The sequence below is a fragment of the Yersinia sp. 1652 StPb PI genome (assembly GCF_041538345.1).
GTDB classification, from domain to species: domain Bacteria; phylum Pseudomonadota; class Gammaproteobacteria; order Enterobacterales; family Enterobacteriaceae; genus Yersinia; species Yersinia enterocolitica_E.
This window is the reverse complement of sequence record NZ_JAULSM010000001.1, coordinates 2,859,671-2,880,881: the sequence shown is the minus strand read 5'-3', so window position 1 is coordinate 2,880,881 and position 21,211 is coordinate 2,859,671. Positions and strand designations below refer to the sequence as shown.

The following is a 21,211-nucleotide window of genomic DNA, read 5'->3' as shown; positions in this document are numbered from 1 at the left end:
ACTTTGGGTACTCCCTTTGTCCTTGAAGCCACAGGGGCGTTAGCTCACCCGAATCACTTACTTGTGCAAGTGATTCGGGATTAAGGAGCCTTTTGAGGCTCCTTCTACATAATTAACTCAGGCCAATATCAATCACTTTTTTGAATGCAGCGCGTTGTGACACGCTGTGATACCACCGCTGTAAACTTGGCAGTGGTGGACGTTCGATCGACAGGTTAAACCAGGCATAGGCCAGGCACCCTAACGGGATATCCCCAATACCGAATTTATCGCCAGACAGATACGCTTGTTTCTCAAGTGCGTGATCGGCAATTGCCATCAGGGTATTGAGTTGTGTCATACCCTGAGCAATTTTCACTTTATCCTGCTGTTCTGGTGGGGTGCGTACCAACCCGATAAACACCGCTTTAAACGGCTCCACCATGCTGGAGGTGGCCCAATCCATCCACTTTTCTGCCCCTGCGCGTAACTGTGCATCAGGTAAATAAAGTGCACTATCGCCGTATTGTGCGGCCAGATAGCGGACAATCGTATTGGACTCCCACAGGATGAAGTCTCCATCTTGCAGGCAAGGGATCAGGCCATTTGGATTCATTGAGCGATACAGGGGGTCATTGAGTTTGCCATATTGGCCACCGACATCAATGCGCTGATAGCTGATACCCAGTTCTTCTAAACACCAAAGTACTTTTTTGACATTGGTCGAGTTATTCCTACCCCAAACAGTCAGCATATAATTCTCTCTATTTATTTGATTTTTATCTACCAACGCCCCTGAAACAGCGTTATTTAACGCCGTTGCCAATGGTGGATATCCCAGTCATGCAATATTGCCAAATCCACTAATTCATTACCGGGATTAATCACTGCCGCATGATCAACATATTCCAGCAGCGGCTTGTCATTAATCGAGTCGCTGTAACCGTAGGTATGCTGAAAATCTAACTGAGGCGACGCCATGAGCCACTGTTTTAACCGTTCTACTTTGCCTTCACGGTAAGTCAGGGTGCCATAGGTCTTGCCGGTGTAGCGGTTATCCTCCACCGCAACACCGATAGATAATGCTGCATTGGCAGAGAAATGCTGCGCAATAGGGGTAACCAAATGTTCGCCGGTAGCTGAAATAATCACGATGTAATCACCGCGATTACGGTGCCAGGCCAGTAGCTTCCTGGCTTGCGGATAGATTCGTGGCAGAATATCTCGCTCGATAAAACGCTCAACCCAGCCAGCAACTTCAGCCGTATGTTTGCCGATTAAGGGCGACAATGTTGATTCCATATAACAGGACATCGACATCTGCCCTTGATAGTACTGTTTCATCAAATACTGTTCTTGTTCTGCCAGCTCAGCAGGAGCCAGCCCTTTATCAACCAGCCAGCGTAACCAAAGGCCGGAGCTATCATCGCTGATCAGCGTTTCATCGAGATCAAACAGGGCCAAATCCATTAAGCCACCTCCCGGCTGACAGAAAGATTGAAGTGAAACTTAACAGTGCATGTGCTGGACATCTGAAATTCCCCGACGGAAAAAAGGGTATCAACCGTTAAGCTAATACTTTCTAGCAAAACATGGAAGCTTACTTAGCACGGCAGGGTTGCTAGCTCACCCCTATACAGTTATGGATGGCAGATTATCTGAATATTAAGACAACGTAATGACTCTGGTTTTCGATGTTGCAGGGCTGGTGATACGGCATTGTTATCAGTAATGAAAGAAATAACATAGAACGGATTGATATTGGTGAGTTACTCAGTTTCGGTGTTAATTGTTTATATCGTTTGGATATAGATTGTTAAGTATCTAGTCGAGAACGCTCTTAAAACTGCTTTTTATCCTTAAATGACAGGTTATTAACGCGGTTTGTCACTAAACGCCCGATGGCTAAAGAAAGAGTGTTGTCGTCTGTCTGCTTTCACCCCACAGCCCAGGAGCTGATTATGCTGATTATTCGTTTATATGGTTGTCCAGTTTTCATTGGTTCTGAGCAAAAAAAGCAACCGACTGAAAATCCTGGAGTGAAACATGAGTCATCAAACACTAAGCAACCCATTATTTGTTAACCCAACCGCGGTTAACCCATTATCTGCCAACACATTACCACTATTGGATCTTTCCCTGCTTAATGGCAGTGAAACTGAACGTCAGGCATTCTTAGTCGATTTACGCCATGCCGCACGAGATATCGGATTCTTTTATCTCACCGGACATGGCATTGACCCCGCGTTATTACAACAAATCCAAACCTTATCCCGTGAATTTTTTGCCTTGCCTGATGAGGACAAACTGGCGGTGGCCATGGTGCGCTCGCCACATTTTCGTGGCTATAACCGTGCGGCCTCTGAGTTAACACGAGGCCAGCCGGACTGGCGTGAACAGTTCGATATTGGTGCTGAAAGAGCCCCATTACCGCAAACGCCGGGCACGCCAAGTTGGGCACGGCTACAAGGGCCAAACCAGTGGCCCGAGGCTCTGCCGGAATTAAAACCAACAATACTGCAATGGCAGCGGGAAATGACCGGCATGGCGCTGCGTTTGCTGCGGGCTTTCGCTCTGGCATTGGAACTGGATGAACATGCATTTGATGAGTTGTATGGCGATAAACCCAATGAACATATCAAGCTAATTCGCTATCCGGGGCGTGAAACCACGCAAAGCGGGCAGGGGGTCGGTGCGCATAAAGACTCCGGTTTCCTCAGTTTCTTATTGCAAGACCAGCAACGTGGCTTGCAGGTGGAGGTGGAGGACGGGCGCTGGATTGATGCCACACCACGACCCGGCACCTTCGTGGTCAATATTGGAGAGCTGCTGGAGCTGGCCAGTAATGGTTATCTGCGTGCTACGGTACACCGGGTGGAAACACCTCCTGCCGGTACAGACCGGTTATCTATCGCTTTCTTCCTGGGGGCGCGTCTGGATGCGGTGGTTCCGTTGTATCAACTGCCAGCGCCGCTGGTGGCGCAAGCGCGTGGGCCTGCCAGTGATCCTCATAACCCGCTGTTTCGTGATGTTGGGCTTAATTATCTCAAGGGCCGTTTGCGCTCTCACCCCGATGTTGCCGAGCGTTACTACCCTGCGCAATTGAAGCTGTAGGGGCTGGATAAGTTCATCGCGGATCGTCTGCTGGCAATCTGCCTGGCGCGCGGATTTTTGGGTAGCTTGAATTAAAAACTTTATTTTTGGGATGATGATAATGACTAAAACACGTATTTCCGGCCTGATTAGTGCCACCTTACTGACTGCATGGGTGTCTTCTTTTAGTTTGTCAGCACAGGCAGCCGAAGCGCTGCGGGTAGCCGCCGATCCGGTTCCTCATGCAGAAATTCTGCAATTTGTGCAAAAACTCGATCCCTCTCTGAATCTGAAAGTCATCGAGATCCCCAATGGTGTGAACTCGAATGAGTTGCTGGCTCACGGTGATGTCGATGCCAACTACTTCCAGCATGTGCCTTATCTGCACTCCCAGGAGCAGGCGCTGGGGCAAAAATTTGCCGTGGCCGCAACGGTGCATATTGAGCCACTTGGCGTCTATTCCCACAAACATAAAACCTTTGCTGATGTCCCGCAAAATGGCACGGTAGCGGTGCCGAATAACGTGACTAACCTCAGCCGTGCGCTCTATTTACTGAAAGATCAGGGGCTGATTACCTTGAAGCCGGGCTTTACCGATCCGGCTAAAAATCAGGCGACGCCGAAGGATATCGCGGACAATCCAAAACACCTGAAAATTTTAGAGATTGAATCACCGCAAATCCCTCGTTCATTGGATGATGTTGATTTAGCAGTGATTAATGGAAATTATGCGTTAGAGGCAGGGCTTAATCCGGCGAAAGATGCATTAGGACTGGAGAAAGCTGCCGGTAACCCTTATGCCAATATTCTGGTTACCACCCCCGCGCTGGCCAGTGATCCACGAATCAAACAATTGGCGAAAGATTTGCAGTCACCCGAAGTGGCGAAGTTTATCACTGAAAAATATGCCGGTTCAGTTATCCCTGTGGCAGGCCTTAAATCATGATTAGCATCGAACGCCTGAGTAAAACCTATCCACAAGGAGGGCTGCCAATGGTGGCCCTGGAGGAGGTCTCGCTTGAGATCCCGACAGGCTCGGTGTTCGGTATTATTGGCCGTAGCGGGGCAGGTAAAAGTACCTTAATCCGTTGTCTAAACCTATTGGAACGGCCCACTTCGGGCCGTATTCAAGTGGATGGCCGGGAATTAACCACACTTTCTGACCGTGAATTGCGGCTGCAACGGCAAAATATCGGCATGATTTTTCAGAATTTCCATTTACTTCATTCACGTAATGTATGGGACAACATTGCTGTTGGTTTGGAAATTATTGGGATGCCCAAAGCGCAACGCCAGCAGCGCGTTGCTGAGTTATTGGATTTGGTTGGCTTGAGTGACAAGGCTTATGCTTTCCCCTCGCAGTTATCGGGCGGACAAAAACAGCGCGTGGGAATTGCCCGAGCGCTGGCCGCCAAACCGTCATATCTGTTATCTGATGAAGCGACTAGCGCGCTGGACCCTGAAACCACCGCATCGATCCTGGCATTGCTCAGTGATATCAATCGCCAACTTGGATTGACCATCGTGTTGATCACTCATGAATTGGAGGTGGTGAAATCCATCTGTGATAGCGCAGCATTGTTGGAGCGGGGGCGGGTGGTGGAAACCGGCGCTATTGCTGACTTATTGGCATCAACACATTCCCGTTTAGGGCGTTCATTGCTTCCCGCTCGGGGGCCGGCGTCATTGTCTGGTGCGCCAGTGGCGGAGCTAACCTTTTTCGATACCTTAGCGGCTTCCCCCGTGCTCAGTGAGTTGGCGCAGCAACATGCCGTGGGGGTAACCCTACTTGGCGGTGGGGTGGAATCGATAGGTGGCCAGCGGGTTGGGCGTTTGCAGGTTGATTTCAGCCACCCAGACGGCGGGTTGAGTTTAGCTGAGGTCTTACAATTTCTTAATGAGCGTGGCGTGAGGGCAGAACTGATATGAACAGCGGCATGAGTTGGCAAGATCTGCTGGCACTGGTCACCAATGCCACCGGCGAAACTATCTATATGGTGGTAATTGCCACCTTTTTCACTGTATTGATTGGCTTACCACTGGGGGTGTTGTTATTTATTTCGCGCCCCAATGGGGTTTTGCCTGCCGCGCGCTTGAATACATTGGTCGGTGCCATTGTTAATTTGGGGCGCTCAATGCCCTTTGTGGTGTTACTGATTGCGTTGATTCCGATTACCCGTTGGATTATCGGCACCACGTTAGGCAGTACCGCTGCCATCGTGCCAATTACTCTGGGGGCCATCCCATTTTTTGCCCGAGTGGTCGAAGCGGCTTTGGATGAAGTGGATAAAGGGCGGATTGAAGCAATTTTATCGATGGGCGGCTCGGCACGCCATGTGATTCAAAAAGTTCTGTTGCCAGAGGCACTTCCCGCTTTATTGGCCGGCATTACCTTAACTGTCGTGATGCTGGTGGGGTTCTCATCAATGGCGGGTGTTATTGGTGGCGGTGGATTAGGTGATTTGGCTATTCGTTATGGTTATCAACGTTTTAATAATGAAGTGATGGTAGCGACATTAATCATATTGGTCATTTTGGTTCAGGGCGTACAAAGCCTGGGCGATAGATGGGTCAGGTCGTTGGCTCACCGGCGCTAAAATTTATCACCACCTATATTTGATATAACAGCCGCGGTATTCATTGCTGTGGTTTCACTGCGCAATAATGGACGTTACCGCTATCAACGCGGCAACGTCCTGTCAGCAGGCGATTAACCGTTTAGTGCTTGTGCCAAGTCCGCAATCAGGTCCTCGGTATCCTCAATACCCACCGACAAACGCAGTAATTGTGGCGTAATACCGTGTTTCAGCCGGGTTTCTAAGGGGATGGAGGCATGAGTCATGCTGTATGGCTGGCTGATTAAACTTTCCACCCCGCCCAAACTTTCGGCCAGGGTAAACAGATGTGAGCGTTTGATTACCGCGCGAGCGTATTCATCATCCCCTTTCAATCGCACAGAAATCATACCGCCGAAACCCGCCATTTGCCGTGATGCCAGCTCATGTTGTGGGTGGCTTTTCAGCCCAGGGTAATAGACATTTTCAACTTGTGGTTGCCCTTCGAGCCACTCGGCTATCTGCTGGGCACTGTGATTATGTCGCGCCATGCGCAATGCCAAGGTACGCAGTCCGCGTAACGTCAGAAAGCTGCTGAAAGGATCTAAAATTCCGCCCACCGCATTGTGCAGAAAGCCTAACTGTGCTGCCAGTTCAGGGTTATTGCCCACCGCCGCGACGCCAGCGACCACATCAGAATGGCCATTAAGGTATTTGGTGGCGGAATGCACCACAATATCAAAGCCCAGTTCCAGCGGGCGCTGGATGTAAGGGGAGGCGAAGGTATTATCGGCCACACTGATAAGTTGATGCTTTTTGGCAATCGCCGCAATGGCCGCCAGGTCAGCCAGTTTCAGCAATGGATTGGTCGGTGTCTCCACCCAGATCATTTTGGTTTCTGGCAATATTGCTTGTTCTAATGCCTCGGTATCCGCAGGGGAGACATAGGTCACTCGCAAACCGGCCGTTCGGCTGCGAACTTTTTCCAGCAGGCGATAGGTTCCGCCATATAAATCATCCACGGCAATGATATGGCTACCCTGATCCAGCAGTTCAAGCACAGTTGAACAGGCTGCCAGACCAGAGGCGAAGGCGTAACCTCGAGTGCCCCCTTCCAGTTCCGCAATCGCCTTTTCCAGCGCGGTACGCGTTGGGTTGCCGCTACGCGAATATTCATACCCGGTATGCTCGCCAGGAGCGGGTTGTGCGAAGGTGGATGTCGCGTAAATTGCGGGCATCACCGCACCGGTGCTATCGGGGGTATAACCGGCATGAACGGTTAAGGTATCGAACTTTGCCATAATAAAAATCCTTAATATGAGAAGATTAAGCCAGCTTTTGACGCCAGGTATTCAAAACATCAGTGCGGGTAATCAAGCCAAGGAAACGCTCTCCATCCAATACTACTGCTACATGGCCATCATTGAATGTTGCCAGTAGAGAGCGGTAATCGGCCTCTTTTTGTAATGTATTCACTTGATGGGTCATGGCGGCACTGGCCGGTAATTTGAAATGGCTGGCATCTGCTTGTACGGTGTTCAGCAAGTCCCATTCGTCGATTAACCCGACCACTTTTTCGCCGTCTAATACTGGTAGCTGGGAGATGTCATACAGGCGCATTCGGGCGTGAGCCACGGCCAGCGTGTCCTGCGGTGAAACAGAAATTGTTGCGCCGTCCTCATGACGATAAGTGATGAAATCACGCAAATCGCCATACTGGGGCTTGCTCAGCAAACCTTGTTCCATGAGCCAGTAATCGTTGAACATTTTGGACAGGTACTTGTTGCCGCTGTCGCAAACGAAGGTGACCACTCGCTTTGGTGTGGTTTGCTCGCGGCAATAGCGTAATGCTGCGGCCAGTAGGGTGCCGGTAGATGAGCCTGCCAGTACCCCTTCTTCCCGCAATAACGCACGTGCGGTGCTGAAGGCTTCAGCATCATCGATGCGATAAGATTTTTTTACCTGAGAAAAGTTGCTCAGTGGCGGGATAAAATCCTCACCAATTCCTTCGACCAGCCAGCTACCCGCATCGCCAATCTGCGAGCTGTCGACGTAATCTGCCAAAATGGATCCCGCAGGATCGGCCAGTACGAACTCGGTGGCGGGTGAAACCTCGGCAAAGTATTGGCTCAGGCCGCTCAGGGTACCGCTGGAGCCAACACCCACCACGATGGCATCGACCTGCCCATCCATCTGTTGCCACAGCTCAGGGCCGGTCGATGTCCGGTGCGCCGCGGGGTTTGCCGGGTTATTGAATTGATCGATATAGAAAGCCCCCGGAGTTTCCTGCGCCAGACGCAGAGCATAGTCCTGATAATAAGCCGGATGCCCTTTGCCCACATCTGAGCGGGTCAATAGCACTTGTGCGCCCAATGCCCGCAGGTGGAAAATTTTCTCCTGGCTCATTTTATCCGGTACCACTAATAGCAGTTTGTAACCTTTTAGCGCCGCTACCAATGCCAACCCAAGGCCGGTATTGCCAGCGGTGGCTTCAATGATGGTTCCGCCGGGTTGCAGCAACCCTTCTTTTTCAGCTTGCTCAATCATCGAGAGCGCGACACGGTCTTTAATCGACCCACCGGGATTCTGATTTTCCAGCTTGACGAACAGTTGGCATGGGCCGGTATCAAAGTGGGTCAGTTCCAGTAGCGGGGTGTGGCCGATAAGATCAAGTACCGAGCGTGGGATAGCCATTGCATACTCCAGCATTATTTGTTTAACAGCATAAATTGTTTAACAGCATGAATTTGGATAACAACTGATGGGCTGGATAATAGCGCTAGCGGCTTAAGCATTAAAAAGAACAAATAACCTGCCTATATTACCTTTTGTTATATGTTTATGTTTTTTTAGACGTTTAGGTGCTTAGGTGTAAGGATGTTCAGACAGGAAGATGGTTAGCCGTATAGCCATCGATATTTATAAAAAACAGTCTCTTTACAAAACAAAACGTAAAACTACGCCCAATTGGGCCAGCAATGGGATAAATTTAGAAAAGGGACTGAAATATGACTAAGCTAATATTTCAGTCTAAGTGAAAAGACGTTATTTTTTCGCTAATTGGACAGTGGTTGGTTCTGGGAATACCACTTATTTCCAATTATTAGCAAGGATACTCTGGCGACCTCATGATGAAATTTATCCTCCCCTTTAAGATAAAGAAATTAACCTTCAGTGCTGGCTTATTGCTTTTGGTGCTGCCCGCCGCGCATGCGGCTGGAGACCCGGCTGCTCCCCCGGTAGATGCCAAAGCCTATGTGCTGATGGATTACAACAGTGGAAAGGTGTTGGTGGAAGGGAACAGTGACCAGCGCCTTGATCCGGCCAGTTTGACTAAGATTATGTCCAGTTATGTGATTGGACAGGCCATTAAAGCGGGGAAAGTGCACCCTGATGATTTAGTGACCGTGGGGAAAGATGCCTGGGCTACGGGTAATCCGGCATTACGTGGCTCCTCACTGATGTTTTTGAAACCGGGCGATCAGGTGAAATTGTCCGACTTGAATAAAGGTATTGTGATTCAGTCAGGCAATGACGCCAGTATTGCGTTGGCCGATTATGTGGCTGGTAGCCAAGACAGTTTTGTTGGTCTGATGAACAGCTACGCCAAAGCCTTGGGTCTGGCGAATACTCACTTTATGACCGTCCATGGTCTTGATGCGCCAGGGCAGTACAGCACTGCGCGGGATATGGCGGTATTAGGTCAGGCACTGATCCGCGACGTGCCGGAAGAGTATGCGCTGCACAAAGAGAAAGAATTCACTTTTAATAAGATTCGTCAGATTAACCGTAATCGTCTGCTATGGAGCACTAATCTCAATGTGGATGGCATGAAAACCGGTTTTACCTCCGGTGCGGGGCATAATCTGGTCGCATCTGCAACCGAAGGGCCAATGCGTTTGATCTCTGTGGTGTTAGGTGCACCCAGTGATCGGGTTCGCTTTAGTGAAAGTGAAAAACTGTTGACCTGGGGCTTTCGTTTCTATGAAACCGTGGTGCCGATTAAAGCCAGCAAACCTTTTGTGACGCAGAAAGTGTGGTTTGGTGATACCGGCGAGGCCGAGCTTGGGGTGGCAGAGGATGCCGCTATCACTATCCCGAAAGGGCAGATGAAGGATCTTAAAGCCAGTTATAAGTTGGATCAAACGGAGCTGCGTGCGCCGCTGGCCAAAAATCAAGTGGTCGGAACCATCGATTTTCAGCTTAATGGCAAGACGATTGACCAACGCCCGCTGGTGGTATTAAACGAAGTAAAAGAGGGCGGCTTCTTTAGTCGTATCTGGGACTTTGTGATGATGAAACTCAGTCAATGGTTTGGTAGCGTATTTGGTTAGTTTAAAGAAGATGATTGATTAATAAGAGAAAGGGCTACTGAAAAGTAGCCCTTTTAGCCTATTACGTGACCTATCACTGAGATAAATCAGTTACAGGCAACGATCTTGATTGCTAACCCCCCTCGGGAGGTTTCGCGGTATTTAGAATTCATATCTTTGCCGGTTTCATACATCGTTTCGATGACTTTATCCAGACAAACACTGGGTTCGCTAGTACGACGTAGCGCCATGCGCGCAGAGTTAACGGCTTGCACCGCAGAAATTGCATTACGCTCAATACACGGCACTTGAACTTGCCCTGCCACTGGGTCACAGGTCAGCCCCAGGTTATGCTCCATCGCGATTTCTGCTGCAATGCACACCTGAGCAGGGCTACCGCCCATCAACTCAGCCAGGCCTGCTGCGGCCATGGAACAGGCCACACCCACTTCGCCCTGACAACCCACTTCAGCGCCGGAAATAGACGCATTCATTTTATACAGCGCCCCAATCACACCAGAGACCAGGAAGTAGCGACTGTATGAGTTCTCATTTACCTGACGAATGAATTTGTCGTAGTAAGATAATACTGCCGGAATAATGCCACACGCGCCGTTAGTCGGGGCAGTCACAACCCGCCCGCCAGCGGCGTTCTCTTCATTGACGGCTAATGCATACATATTGATCCAATCGACAACCATCATCGGATCTGAGTTATTTTTATCGGTACTCACCAGCATTCGGCGCAAAGCTGCGGCGCGACGTGGTACTTTCATTGGACCAGGCAATAACCCTTCAGTATTGATGCCGCGATCAATACCGGCACGCATCACTTCCCAGATTGCGGCAAAGTGAGCACTTATTTCGGCTTTGCTGTGCAATGCCAGTTCATTTTGCATCACTAAACCGGACAGTGATAAACCGGTATCTTTACAGTGCTTTTGCAAGTCACGGGCAGAATTGAACGGATAAGGCACAGTAATCGCTTGGCTATCTTCCTGACCAAAGTGTGCTTCATCGACAATAAAACCACCGCCGATGGAGTAATACGTTTTACTGAAAATACAGTCATCACCCGCATGAGCGCTGATGGTCATACCATTTTCGTGCAATGGCAGGTTAGTGCTGTGGAAGTTCATCCCGCCATTGGCCGGGAAATCAACTTCGTGGCTGCCGTTTGCCAACAGCAGACGTTCCCGCAACTCTACATCGCGGATAAAACCAGAGATTGCATCAATATCAACGGTATCAGGCAGATTCCCCGCCAAACCCATAATAATCGCAATATCGGTATGGTGGCCTTTACCGGTAAGAGACAAAGAGCCGTAAACATCAACAGTGATTCGGGTGACGGCAGAAAGATGCCCCAGTTCGATTAGGTCATCGGTAAACAGCTTGCCAGCCTTCATTGGGCCGACGGTATGAGAGCTGGATGGACCAATACCAATCTTGAAAATGTCAAAAACGCTGACCATATATCGCCCCTTAAAGGTTCTAATTATTAAAGTGATGACATTGCCGTGGTAGGAAGCCGGAGCGGACGCTCCGGTTTTTGAAACAATTTACAACATCAGACCATGATAACTGGCTGGCCGTGGGACGTTGGCCAGCCTCAGAATCATTTACCGAACAGGCTGAACAAGATTGCAGAGATAGCAATCAGGCCCATGATAACCACGAATACGTTGCTGATATGGCCGCTGTACTTACGCATCGCTGGAACTTTATGGATTGCGTACATTGGCATCAGGAACAACAGCATCGCGATGATTGGGCCACCCAGGGTTTCAATCATACCCAAAATGCTTGGGTTCATGGTGGCGACGATCCAGGTTGTTACCAGCATGAACAGGGCAGTAATACGGTTCAGTTTGTCATGATTGATGGTTTTGCCTTTGCTACGCAGAGACTTAATCATCATGCCATTAAAGCCTTCACGTGCGCCCAGATAGTGACCCAGGAAAGACTTGGTGATAGCGATAAAGGCAATAACCGGCGCCATATAGGCAATTATTGGAGTATTAAAGTGGTTAGCCAGGTAAGACAGAATAGAAATGTTCTGGCTTTTCGCATCCGCCAGATCCGCAGGAGACAGGCTCAGTACGCAACTGAAGACGAAGAACATAACGGTGACAACCATCATGATGTGAGCAAAAGCCAAAATGCGTGAACATTTTTTCTCTGCATCTACGCCGTACTCTTCACGTTTTGATACTGCAAACGCCGAGATGATAGGGGAGTGGTTGAATGAGAACACCATGACCGGAATAACCAGCCACATGGTCATCCACAGACCGCTACCAGTACCGTTGCCGTCCATTGATACATGTTCAAATATTGCACCGGTCCAGTTAGGGATCAGGTACACAGCCAACAACATCAATGCCGCAACAAACGGGAATACCAGAATACTCATTGCTTTTACAATGGCATGCTCACCAAAACGCACGATAGTCATCAGGCCCACGATCAGAATCAGGGACAAAATAGCGCGCGGTGGTGATGGCAGATGCATCTGGTGGGTAATGAAGCTATCAACGGTGTTGGTGATTGCCACACTGTATACCAACAAAATCGGGTAGATAGCGAAGAAGTAAAGCAGGGTAATCAACTTACCTGCGCCGATACCAAAGTGCTCTTCAACCACTTCAGTAATGTCTTCACCTGGGTTTTTGCCTGACAGCACAAAACGGCAGAGACCACGGTGAGCAAAGAAGGTCATCGGGAAAGCAATGATGGCCATTACAATCAGCGGCAGAAGACCGCCGATACCGGCATTGATAGGCAGGAACAATACGCCTGCACCGATTGCAGTACCGTACAGGCCCAACATCCACATGGTGTCACTTTTACGCCATGTGCTTGATGAAACTTTTCCCGGGGAGGCAATAGTGCCTGCTTGAGTAGTGTCCATAAAGATCTCCACTGTGAACACGTTAATTTAAAATTAAGAGCCGAAAGTTAGATACCCGCTATGCATTATCGAGTTGCATAATCAGGCGAAAAATTCAGTCAAAACGATTCGTTTAAAATTGGTGCCCTGGTTATTACTTTGGTGCCGTAATCGTGCTTTATACCTAAATTGTCAAGTGCAAAATTTAACCGATATTAAGAAGATGAATTCGCGATATCGGATATTTTTGGTGTTCTTGGCAGAACAATAGTTTTTGCTGGCGGCAAGATAGCGATTTGCAGTGAAAACTACCGTGATCATGCTCCCAAATGCTTAATAAACTCGCCACTGATCATTTGTTGCGAATTTAAAACTGATTGTTATGTGAATGTTTATGATTTATCACTAGAAATAATGAAAAGTATACTTTCCCTTCTGGTCGATAAATAAACAGACTATTCTTTATTCCTTGCTTCTTGGCGTGCAATATATTTTAACCACGCTTATGGATCTAGCGGAAATCGATTTTTTCACTGATTTATTGATGAATATCATTAGTTTAAAACCTTAAAAATAATTTAACTTGTTGATTTTTAATGTTATTAAATAAATTATCAGGTGATGGTGGTTTATGGATTTGATGATAAATTCAACAGGAAAATAAGAGGAAAAAAGACAATAGGCATAGCCAGGGGGAATAAGTCAGCGCATGATTATTAGTATCGAACCATATATTTGTCATATAAATTTTTTCTGTCACTAATTTGTCTGACAATAAACTAACGTTATTCTTTTATTTAAATGTGTTAAATGAACACTAAATGTTAAATTAATTTACCTTAAATCTTTTTACTATTGCATGTTCATTTAATAATGGAATTGTGTTTTAGAAATTTGATAGGCAAAGAGTGATTTAACCACAAATATAATATGGTTATTTAGTGTTGTGCTATTCTGCTTAAATATAATCCAATTTTTACCTGATATATACGGATAGATTTATCTACCCGGTATTTACCGGGTTAAGATTTTTGCTATGTAATCAAGTCTAACAGTCGATTTTGATGCCATGTTGTAAAAAGAACTGGCTGAACTCGGCATCAGGCTGGCGGTCGGTGACTAACGCATCAAACAGGGTCAACGCTCCAATGCTGGCAGGTTTTATTTTACCGAACTTACTGTGGTCGGCCACCAGGATTTTCTGTTGTGATTTGGCTATAGCTCGGTGCTTTAACAGAATTTCATCGAAGTTGAAACAGGTGGCGCCATACTCAATTGAAACGCCGGCTGCGGAGATAAAAGCTTTGTTTGGGCAGGCATTGTCCAGCTCATTGTGCTGACTGATCGGTGTGAAAATATAGTTATTGGGTTTGAATTCACCACCGCACAGAATCACTTTACAGTTGGGTTTGTCTTGTAGGGAAAGAAAGGTGTTAAGGGAGTAACAAATAGCAGTAAATACCAGTTCTTCGTCTATCTCGTCGATAATCGAGGGAATTGTAGTGCCGCAGTCAAAAAAAACCGTATCGTTTTCGGCGATCAACCTTGCTGCCAACTGACCAATACGGCGCTTTTCTTCCACCTGTTTGGCTTGCTGGTCAGAAACAAAATAGTTATTGGCGTTATTGCTTTTAGGGTCCATCACCACATAACCACCCAACAAAATCACGGCGGTCGGCTCGGCGCTAAGATCACGGCGAATAGTCATTTCAGAGACTCGCAGCAAATTGGCCGCGTCTTTGAGGTGGATTTTGTCGGAACGCTTTAGGGCCTGAGTAAGTTTATTGATTCGTTCTGCACGGCGGGTTTCCATAAGCTATTCCTGACAAACAATTATTAATACCATACGTTGCACTATAGTTTCTTATAATACAACGTATTGCAATAAATAAGCCCGGCAGTAGCCGGGCTGACAATCGATTCGAATCTAAACAATCGATTAATAGACTTACACTGAGTTAGTAGCTTGATGCCACGGCCTGTTGGCCCGAAACGATGGTTACACCAGAGCTGGTACCAATGCGTGTCGCCCCTGCGTTGATCATGATTTCTGCTGTCTTTTGATCACGAACTGCACCAGAGGCTTTAACGCCTATTACCGGACCAACCGTAGCACGCATCAATTTAACATGTTCTTCTTTGGCACCACCGGTGCTGAAGCCTGTTGAGGTTTTCACAAAAGCTACGTCAAGCTCACGACACATTTCACAAACTTGTACGATTTGAGCATCACTTAGCAGGCAGGTTTCTAATATTACCTTCAACGGTGTAGTGGCGCAAATATCACGTACAGCCTTAATATCGGCTTTAACTTCGGCAATTTTGCCACTTTTCAGCCAGCCAACATTGATAACCATATCAATCTCTTGCGCCCCAGCGTTGATTGCTGCCTGAGCTTCAAAAGCTTTTGCTTCAGTCAGACCCGCACCCAGTGGAAAACCAATGACTGAGCACACCTTAACCGTACTACCGGCTAACTGTTGAGCGGCGACTGGCACGTATCCAGAATTAACACATACGGCATAGAAATGATGCTGTTTAGCTTCTTCACACAGCTTGATAATTTGGGCTTCCGTGGCATCCATTGCCAATAAAGTATGGTCAATGTAATTAGCATAATTGATCGTCATGATTTTTATCCTTTTGTTCATCTGTAAGTTATCACTACTGTTATAATAGTAACATTATTAGAAGAAAACAAAGGTAATTCTCACATATTTAACTGTTTTACATTTTATTTTGTTATTTTAATTACATTTTAGCGGCTTAAATGTACTGGTAATATAGATGACTTTCTTTTGTTAATTGATTTTAAAGGATTATTTTATAATGTGACTGGCGGCGGTGGGTATTGCCGATCTTTTAGAGCCATCGGCAATGTGAGATTTATAACCTAGCGTGACTAGCTTCTGACCCATCCTCTACTGATAGGCAGAGCAAAACTGATACGATAGAGGCGAGTCATACCACTCGCGATAGCGTCACCGAATAAATTCCATACTAACTGTGCGAACAGACAACCAATAATCCCTAATAAGAAGGCACCCACCATATCTAATGGCCAATGAACACCCAGGTAAATACGTGACCATGCAATGGCGGCTGCGACGACCATCATGCTGACTGCGGACCAGAGTTTGTGCCAAAAAACAAAGGCTAAGGCAAAGGTGAAAATAGCGGTGCCGTGATCACTTGGGAAAGAGCTGTCAGGTGCATGGCTCATAAAGTTATAGCCAAAACCGACAACAAAAGGGCGATCGTGTGGGATAAGCATCCCGATACAAGCCGCTGAAAGCATAGAGAAAGCAAGAGCGATTGCTGCCTTGGTTACCACTGCTCGCTGCATGTTAATGCTATCTTTTGGCCCCCATAGCCACAGTGCCACCAGTAACACGGGGATAATCATGATCAGGTCACGTGCGATGAAGGTCGCAAAAGAAATCATCCATGGCGGTGATGCAGGGGTCGCATTTATCATGGAAAAGAAAAAATAGTTCATTTGTTCCATTATTCAGTACCTTTATCGCGGCGGTAAAAACCGCTAATCATCCAAAACAGAGCCAACTGGCTCAGCCATACCCACCAACCCGCCCACAGGTTATGAGTAAGAAAATGTGCCCCGCGCATAATTTGACCAAACCCCATCAACATGCCAAGACCAATACCGAGCAACCAACACAGCGTAGCCAACCGAGGCCGCTCGGGGTAGAACAGGAAGAACAGTGCCATCACGGCAAAACCGCTGGATGCATGGCCACCGGGAAAACAGTGGCCGGGACCTGCACCTACAGGAGCGGTACCCATCAGCACATAACTGATAGCTTTACCACCGTACTCCACCAGATCCCAAGGGCAGGAGTGGGCGCTGACGGCCTTTAGCACACCAACCACCAACGGACCGATGCCAAACAACAACATGGTCGTCACCAAGCGCCCATTACGGCGATAAATCCCCCATAACAATGCCACCACGGCAGTACTGATAATGGTTATTTTCAATAATCGGTGGTTGAGTAAATCCAGCCAGTAATTGTTTTCCCATGGAAAATTTTGCCCGACGGGGTCAAACCAGTAATTGCTGATAAACCAATCTAGTTGCTCGTTGTTCGACAGCCATAGAAAGAGCAATCCACAGATCACTAACCCAAAAACCTGCCAAAAATAGAAGGATAACGGCAACGAGTAAAGGGAGTTTGTCTTAATTATCTGTGCTGTTGAGGCATTATTTAATGTCGCTGGAGTGACATTGGCTTGAGAGGTAGGTTTGCTGGTCTTCACGAAGTAACCTGAAGCGGAAATAGGGAATACTAAGACTGTAATAATATTGTCTTAAGAAAGCCTTAAGGGGCAGATGGCGCGATATGGACGAGAGTAGAAATAGGCAGAACTCAAATTTCAGGCAAGAAAAAACCCGATTAGTCTTGAACCTAAGAAGGCGGGACTATCGGGCTCCTCAATATGGGGACATCAAAGAAAAGCAGTGGCATTAAATCAGACCCCAGTCCAGTAAGAAAGTTCTGGGGAAATAAAAAAAGTATAAAATAATGTTTAGTTTTCTTCGAAATGGCTTTTTTAGCACACTAGCCTAATATCCCCGGCCAGATAATAACAATCAACGAACCTGCCAATGTTAATAGTACGTTGGCTATGGCATAAGTCCCGGCGTAACCCAGTGCCGGGATGTTACTGCGGGCAGTATCGCTGATGATGTCCATGGCCGGTGCGCAAGTGCGAGCACCCATAATGGCACCAAAAAGCAGAGCACGGTTCATGCGTAATACATAAGCGCCAAAGAGAAAGCAGATGACAACCGGGACCAGACTCACGATTAGGCCAGAGATAAGCATCTGCCCACCGACCGCGCCCAAGCTGCTATTAATACCGCCACCTGCACTTAATCCGACGCCAGCCATAAAGACCATTAACCCGAACTCTTTCACCATATTCAACGCACCTTGCGGGATATAGCCAAAAGTAGGGTGGTTAGCACGTAAAAATCCGAGCATGATGCCAGCCATTAACAGGCCGGCCGCATTACCAATGCCGAAACTGAAATTACTGAATTGGAAGGTAATTAAACCAATCATCAATCCGAGAATAAAGAAGGCACAGAAAGCCAGCAGGTCGGTGACCTGACTGTGAATAGAGATAAAGCCAATTTTTTCTGCCACGCTTTTAACGCGCCGTGCATCACCGCTGACTTGCAGTACGTCGCCTTTATTCAATACTACGTTGTCATCAATCGGCATTTCAATTTGGCTGCGGATCACCCGGTTTAGGAAACAGCCGTGGTCAGTCAATTTTAAGTGGCTGAGTCGCTTTCCAACAGCATTGCTATTTTTAACCACAATTTCTTCGGTAACAATGCGCATGTCCAGCAGGTCACGGTCGAAAACTTCTTTACCGTTACGAAAACTGGGATCAAGACGGGAGTGAGCGTCAGGGTAACCGACCAGTGAAATCTCGTCTCCCACTTGCAGCACCGCATCACCATCTGGGTTGGCTAAAATACCATTGCGGCGAATGCGCTCAATATAACAACCCGTTTGGCGGTAAATACCTAATTCACGTAGATTTTTACCATCTGCCCACGCCACCAGTTCCGGGCCAACCCGGTAGGCGCGAATGACAGGCAAATAGACCTTACGCTGGCTATCGGTATCCAGACCGCGCTCACGAGCAATCTGCTGAGCACTGGTCGGTAAGTCCTGGTGTTGGAGTTTGGGCAAATAACGTGCGCCCAAAATCAGGCTCACCAGCCCGATAAGATAGGTTAGGGCGTACCCGAGGCTCAGATTATCCTGCGCGTGTTGCAACGCCGGGTTATTGGCGATGGTATGGCGTAACGTATCACCTGCACCGACCAAAACCGGTGTGGAGGTCATGGAGCCTGCCAGCATCCCGGCAGTCAGGCCAATATCCCAGCCAAATAATTTACCCAGCCCCAACGCCAGAATCATTGCGCTACTTACCATGACCAGGGCGAGCATCAGGTAGTTTTTACCGTCGCGGAAAAATATAGAGAAAAAGTTTGGACCGGCTTCAACACCGACACAAAAAATAAATAGCATAAAGCCCAGATTCAGCGCTTCAGTATTGATGGTAAAGTGCTGTTGCCCAAGCAACAGTGATACCACCAACACACCAATAGCATTACCTAATTGAATAGGGCCGAGTCGCAGTTTACCCAGGCACAACCCCAAGGCTAAAACTACGAATAACAGCAAGATGTAATTGCCGTTTAACAGATTTGCGACGTTTATATTCACGAGTATGACTTTCTATTTAGCTCGAATGACCACGATGTATACGCTCTTGGTTTAAAGGTAGAAGGAGCATGTCTTTAAACTCAGAATATTTATCGCTAAACAGCACATAAAGGCAGGCGATAGTGGGAGTTATTCTAATCTGTCTGCTGCGAGACAGCCAGTAATAAGCAGGAAGTTTGGTCTCGCTAGAAGGATATGCTTTGTTACCAATTATAGATGGGTTTATATGTTGTTTGTAGGTCGCTTCGTCTGGTTTCCTGAGGCGGTTTTTACTGTGTGGTACTTGAGCCCCAGCAATAAAAAAAGGGCGCTAAGCACCCTTTTTCGGATAAAGCCAAATAATCTTGGCGAAGAAACGCTCTGTGCGGCTGACCAGATTACTGGAACAGGCTCAGATTTTCTTTAGCGTATGCTTCAAAATCTGTGCAACCGCCAATGTGTTTCTCATCAATGAAGATTTGCGGCACGGTTTCTACCGGTTTGCCGACGGTTTTTTCCAAATCAGCTTTGGTGATACCTTCCGCATGAATATCGATGTAACGGAATTTAAAATCGTCGCGTTCAGTTTCCAGTTTTTCTGCCAGTTCTTTAGCACGGACACAGTAAGGACATCCAGGACGCCCGAAAATCACAGCAAACATGTAAAACTCCTTAATTAAATTGAGCTATCCCCGCCATTTATCAAACAGGGGTAATCACTTCGCCAACAGCTCTTTATATCTTCAACTGTTAAATGACTTCTAGCGCATTACTCACTCTTACTGCGGTCTACTATGCCCTTTGACGCGGTGAAAAAAAAGCAGGATTTGCCTGTTAGTTTGATTAATCGTACCTATTTGCTTATCGGTACTGTTACAAGTTGTGGGGATTCAATACACTGTGTAAACGCTTATGCAGAGCCTATCGGAGGTAAAGATGCGCTCGTTAGGAGATATGCCCCGCATTGTGATTATTTCAGAAGTGCTGGGGATGCTGTTACTGGTTGTTGCCTACCTAAGTATTAATGGCTACTTGTCATTATCTGGTTCAATGGGAACACCGGCTGTCGCCATTATTATGATTTTTGTCGGGATTGGCCTGATGCTCCCTGCCGCTGCGTGTATTGTTTGGCGCGTAGCGAGTGGTTTTGGCCCACTATTAGGTAGCGCCGATAGAATATCAAGGCCGCCATCCAACAAAGAATCAGCGGCAGAACAGACCAAAAAGGATAATAAACCCGATCAGGATAATGACTGAGTCTTTATAAGGGCATTAAATTTGTCGGTATTGATCATAGCACTGTCGGTTAATATTCCGTAAGCTATGCCACTTTTCGTCTTATGAGAATCGTGAGGTAGGTAGTTATGGATTCACTCATCGTCCCGGATTTAGCCTTATTACGGCGTTGGCTGGATCAACTCGGTATCTCATTTTTTGAGTGCGACTCCTGTCAGGCGCTGCATTTGCCACATATGCAGAACTTTGAGGGCGTGTTTGATGCCAAAGTTGATTTGGTTGATAACATCATCTTGTTCTCGGCGCTGGCTGAAGTCAGGCCGACGGCCCTTATCCCGTTAGTCGCGGATCTGAGCCAAATAAATGCCAGCTCGCTGACGGTTAAAGCCTTTATCGATATTCAGGATGATAATTTGCCGAAATTGATTGTCTGCCAGTCACTGACGGTAGAAGTCGGTGTCACATTTGCTCAATTTGGCTATTTTATGCAGCAGTGTGAAGAGCAGATTTCGATGATCATTCTGGAAGCGCGTGCCAATGATTTACTGTTTATTGGCAACAGTGACGACGATGAATCGCTACAGACGGCGACGGCTTATCCGGTTATCCACTAATATCCCTTCATTAAATGTGCCGCTGATAGCGGTGGCACACTACTATTTCCCCTGTAAACCATAAGATATTCTGCTTTTTACCCTACTTTGCCAGATATTTATCGCCGTTTATGCCATTAGTGGCGCATTACATAGATAGAATGTGCATAAAAAATCGATAAAAGGCGTTTTTTACCCTAGAGTATGGTACGGATTGCTAAGTACGGTTATGCTGCTGTTTCTGCAAAGGGCATAATATTCCTCCGCCTAAACAGTGATTATTCTTACCAGGTGAATAATC

19 protein-coding genes are annotated in these 21,211 nt (G+C 47.3%); 7 read left to right on the top strand and 12 right to left on the bottom strand.

Going from position 1 to position 21,211, the window contains the following annotated elements:
* Nucleotides 1-112: 112 nt before the first annotated feature.
* Together Q2T71_RS13220 and Q2T71_RS13215 are read right to left on the bottom strand one after the other, a co-directional pair.
* Complete coding sequence (locus Q2T71_RS13220; RefSeq protein ID WP_372559373.1) at nt 113-733, bottom strand: glutathione S-transferase; 621 nt, start codon at nt 731-733, stop codon at nt 113-115.
* 56 nt (nt 734-789) lie between these two features.
* Nucleotides 790-1,449 carry an HAD family hydrolase gene (locus Q2T71_RS13215; protein ID WP_372559372.1) on the bottom strand — a complete coding sequence of 220 codons (660 nt, stop codon included), beginning with the start codon at nt 1,447-1,449 and terminating at the stop codon, nt 790-792.
* 576 nt (nt 1,450-2,025) lie between these two features.
* Here Q2T71_RS13215 and Q2T71_RS13210 point away from each other — a divergent pair.
* The 4 genes from Q2T71_RS13210 to Q2T71_RS13195 all read left to right on the top strand — a co-directional run bounded on the left by Q2T71_RS13210 (nt 2,026) and on the right by Q2T71_RS13195 (nt 5,669).
* Nucleotides 2,026-3,093 carry an isopenicillin N synthase family dioxygenase gene (locus Q2T71_RS13210; RefSeq protein ID WP_372559371.1) on the top strand — a complete coding sequence of 356 codons (1,068 nt, stop codon included), beginning with the start codon at nt 2,026-2,028 and terminating at the stop codon, nt 3,091-3,093.
* A gap of 100 nt (nt 3,094-3,193) precedes the next feature.
* Nucleotides 3,194-4,018 (top strand): MetQ/NlpA family ABC transporter substrate-binding protein, encoded by an 825-nt coding sequence (locus Q2T71_RS13205; protein ID WP_083158386.1) that lies wholly within the window; start codon nt 3,194-3,196, stop codon nt 4,016-4,018.
* Nucleotides 4,015-5,001 (top strand): methionine ABC transporter ATP-binding protein, encoded by a 987-nt coding sequence (locus Q2T71_RS13200; protein ID WP_372559370.1) that lies wholly within the window; start codon nt 4,015-4,017, stop codon nt 4,999-5,001. Before Q2T71_RS13205 ends, Q2T71_RS13200 begins: the two co-directional genes overlap by 4 nt.
* Nucleotides 4,998-5,669: a methionine ABC transporter permease gene (locus Q2T71_RS13195; RefSeq protein WP_372559369.1), complete on the top strand. Its 672-nt coding sequence runs from the start codon at nt 4,998-5,000 to the stop codon at nt 5,667-5,669. The genes Q2T71_RS13200 and Q2T71_RS13195 overlap by 4 nt, the downstream gene beginning before the upstream one ends.
* Before the next feature lie 113 nt (nt 5,670-5,782).
* Here the strand turns inward: Q2T71_RS13195 and Q2T71_RS13190 are convergent, their stop codons facing one another.
* Entirely contained in the window at nt 5,783-6,928 is a 1,146-nt protein-coding gene (locus Q2T71_RS13190) for a PLP-dependent aspartate aminotransferase family protein (protein WP_372559368.1), read from the bottom strand.
* Nucleotides 6,929-6,953: 25 nt separating this feature from the next.
* On the bottom strand, nt 6,954-8,321 hold the full coding sequence (locus Q2T71_RS13185) for a cystathionine beta-synthase (protein ID WP_083158390.1): 1,368 nt from the start codon (nt 8,319-8,321) through the stop codon (nt 6,954-6,956).
* A gap of 434 nt (nt 8,322-8,755) precedes the next feature.
* On the opposite strand from Q2T71_RS13185, the gene Q2T71_RS13180 reads away from it, so the two are divergent.
* Complete coding sequence (locus tag Q2T71_RS13180) at nt 8,756-9,961, top strand: serine hydrolase (protein ID WP_372559367.1); 1,206 nt, start codon at nt 8,756-8,758, stop codon at nt 9,959-9,961.
* Between the two features lie 86 nt (nt 9,962-10,047).
* Here the strand turns inward: Q2T71_RS13180 and Q2T71_RS13175 are convergent, their stop codons facing one another.
* The 8 genes from Q2T71_RS13175 to Q2T71_RS13140 form a co-directional block, all read right to left on the bottom strand.
* Nucleotides 10,048-11,415, bottom strand: a complete 1,368-nt coding sequence (locus Q2T71_RS13175) for an L-serine ammonia-lyase (protein ID WP_372559366.1) — start codon at nt 11,413-11,415, stop codon at nt 10,048-10,050.
* A 143-nt stretch (nt 11,416-11,558) separates the two neighbouring features.
* Nucleotides 11,559-12,854: an HAAAP family serine/threonine permease gene (locus Q2T71_RS13170; RefSeq protein ID WP_083158393.1), complete on the bottom strand. Its 1,296-nt coding sequence runs from the start codon at nt 12,852-12,854 to the stop codon at nt 11,559-11,561.
* Between the two features lie 1,027 nt (nt 12,855-13,881).
* Entirely contained in the window at nt 13,882-14,646 is a 765-nt protein-coding gene (gene deoR / locus Q2T71_RS13165; protein WP_372559365.1) for a DNA-binding transcriptional repressor DeoR, read from the bottom strand.
* Between the two features lie 145 nt (nt 14,647-14,791).
* On the bottom strand, nt 14,792-15,463 hold the full coding sequence (gene deoC / locus Q2T71_RS13160) for a deoxyribose-phosphate aldolase (RefSeq protein WP_083158395.1): 672 nt from the start codon (nt 15,461-15,463) through the stop codon (nt 14,792-14,794).
* Nucleotides 15,464-15,735: 272 nt separating this feature from the next.
* Complete coding sequence (ybjG, locus tag Q2T71_RS13155; protein WP_372559364.1) at nt 15,736-16,341, bottom strand: undecaprenyl-diphosphate phosphatase; 606 nt, start codon at nt 16,339-16,341, stop codon at nt 15,736-15,738.
* Nucleotides 16,341-17,012, bottom strand: coding sequence for a phosphatase PAP2 family protein (locus tag Q2T71_RS13150; RefSeq protein WP_372559923.1), 672 nt, complete (start codon nt 17,010-17,012; stop codon nt 16,341-16,343). The genes ybjG and Q2T71_RS13150 overlap by 1 nt, the downstream gene beginning before the upstream one ends.
* A 401-nt stretch (nt 17,013-17,413) precedes the next feature.
* Nucleotides 17,414-19,102 (bottom strand): aspartate:alanine antiporter, encoded by a 1,689-nt coding sequence (locus Q2T71_RS13145; RefSeq protein ID WP_372559363.1) that lies wholly within the window; start codon nt 19,100-19,102, stop codon nt 17,414-17,416.
* A gap of 377 nt (nt 19,103-19,479) precedes the next feature.
* Nucleotides 19,480-19,743 carry a GrxA family glutaredoxin gene (locus tag Q2T71_RS13140; RefSeq protein ID WP_004873700.1) on the bottom strand — a complete coding sequence of 88 codons (264 nt, stop codon included), beginning with the start codon at nt 19,741-19,743 and terminating at the stop codon, nt 19,480-19,482.
* Nucleotides 19,744-20,017: 274 nt separating this feature from the next.
* Here Q2T71_RS13140 and Q2T71_RS13135 point away from each other — a divergent pair, with 274 nt between their 5' ends.
* Both Q2T71_RS13135 and Q2T71_RS13130 read left to right on the top strand, forming a co-directional pair.
* On the top strand, nt 20,018-20,338 hold the full coding sequence (locus tag Q2T71_RS13135; protein ID WP_372559362.1) for a YbjC family protein: 321 nt from the start codon (nt 20,018-20,020) through the stop codon (nt 20,336-20,338).
* Nucleotides 20,339-20,445: 107 nt separating this feature from the next.
* The gene (locus Q2T71_RS13130; protein ID WP_083158399.1) at nt 20,446-20,931 is read left to right on the top strand and encodes a YbjN domain-containing protein; all 486 of its coding nucleotides are present in this window, start codon (nt 20,446-20,448) and stop codon (nt 20,929-20,931) included.
* Nucleotides 20,932-21,211: the final 280 nt, after the last annotated feature.

Excerpts from the sequence above, each read along its gene's own strand:
- Q2T71_RS13200 (WP_372559370.1), top strand. The coding sequence starts at position 4,015 with ATGATTAGCATCGAACGCCTGAGTAAAACCTATCCACAAGGAGGGCTG.
- Q2T71_RS13215 (WP_372559372.1), bottom strand. The coding sequence starts at position 1,449 with ATGGATTTGGCCCTGTTTGATCTCGATGAAACGCTGATCAGCGATGAT.
- Q2T71_RS13195 (WP_372559369.1), top strand. The coding sequence starts at position 4,998 with ATGAACAGCGGCATGAGTTGGCAAGATCTGCTGGCACTGGTCACCAAT.
- ybjG (WP_372559364.1), bottom strand. The coding sequence starts at position 16,341 with ATGGAACAAATGAACTATTTTTTCTTTTCCATGATAAATGCGACCCCT.
- Q2T71_RS13190 (WP_372559368.1), bottom strand. The coding sequence starts at position 6,928 with ATGGCAAAGTTCGATACCTTAACCGTTCATGCCGGTTATACCCCCGAT.
- Q2T71_RS13175 (WP_372559366.1), bottom strand. The coding sequence starts at position 11,415 with ATGGTCAGCGTTTTTGACATTTTCAAGATTGGTATTGGTCCATCCAGC.
- Q2T71_RS13170 (WP_083158393.1), bottom strand. The coding sequence starts at position 12,854 with ATGGACACTACTCAAGCAGGCACTATTGCCTCCCCGGGAAAAGTTTCA.
- Q2T71_RS13130 (WP_083158399.1), top strand. The coding sequence starts at position 20,446 with ATGGATTCACTCATCGTCCCGGATTTAGCCTTATTACGGCGTTGGCTG.
- deoC (WP_083158395.1), bottom strand. The coding sequence starts at position 15,463 with ATGACGATCAATTATGCTAATTACATTGACCATACTTTATTGGCAATG.
- Q2T71_RS13220 (WP_372559373.1), bottom strand. The coding sequence starts at position 733 with ATGCTGACTGTTTGGGGTAGGAATAACTCGACCAATGTCAAAAAAGTA.
- Q2T71_RS13185 (WP_083158390.1), bottom strand. The coding sequence starts at position 8,321 with ATGGCTATCCCACGCTCGGTACTTGATCTTATCGGCCACACCCCGCTA.
- Q2T71_RS13180 (WP_372559367.1), top strand. The coding sequence starts at position 8,756 with ATGATGAAATTTATCCTCCCCTTTAAGATAAAGAAATTAACCTTCAGT.
- Q2T71_RS13135 (WP_372559362.1), top strand. The coding sequence starts at position 20,018 with ATGCGCTCGTTAGGAGATATGCCCCGCATTGTGATTATTTCAGAAGTG.
- Q2T71_RS13140 (WP_004873700.1), bottom strand. The coding sequence starts at position 19,743 with ATGTTTGCTGTGATTTTCGGGCGTCCTGGATGTCCTTACTGTGTCCGT.
- deoR (WP_372559365.1), bottom strand. The coding sequence starts at position 14,646 with ATGGAAACCCGCCGTGCAGAACGAATCAATAAACTTACTCAGGCCCTA.
- Q2T71_RS13210 (WP_372559371.1), top strand. The coding sequence starts at position 2,026 with ATGAGTCATCAAACACTAAGCAACCCATTATTTGTTAACCCAACCGCG.
- Q2T71_RS13205 (WP_083158386.1), top strand. The coding sequence starts at position 3,194 with ATGACTAAAACACGTATTTCCGGCCTGATTAGTGCCACCTTACTGACT.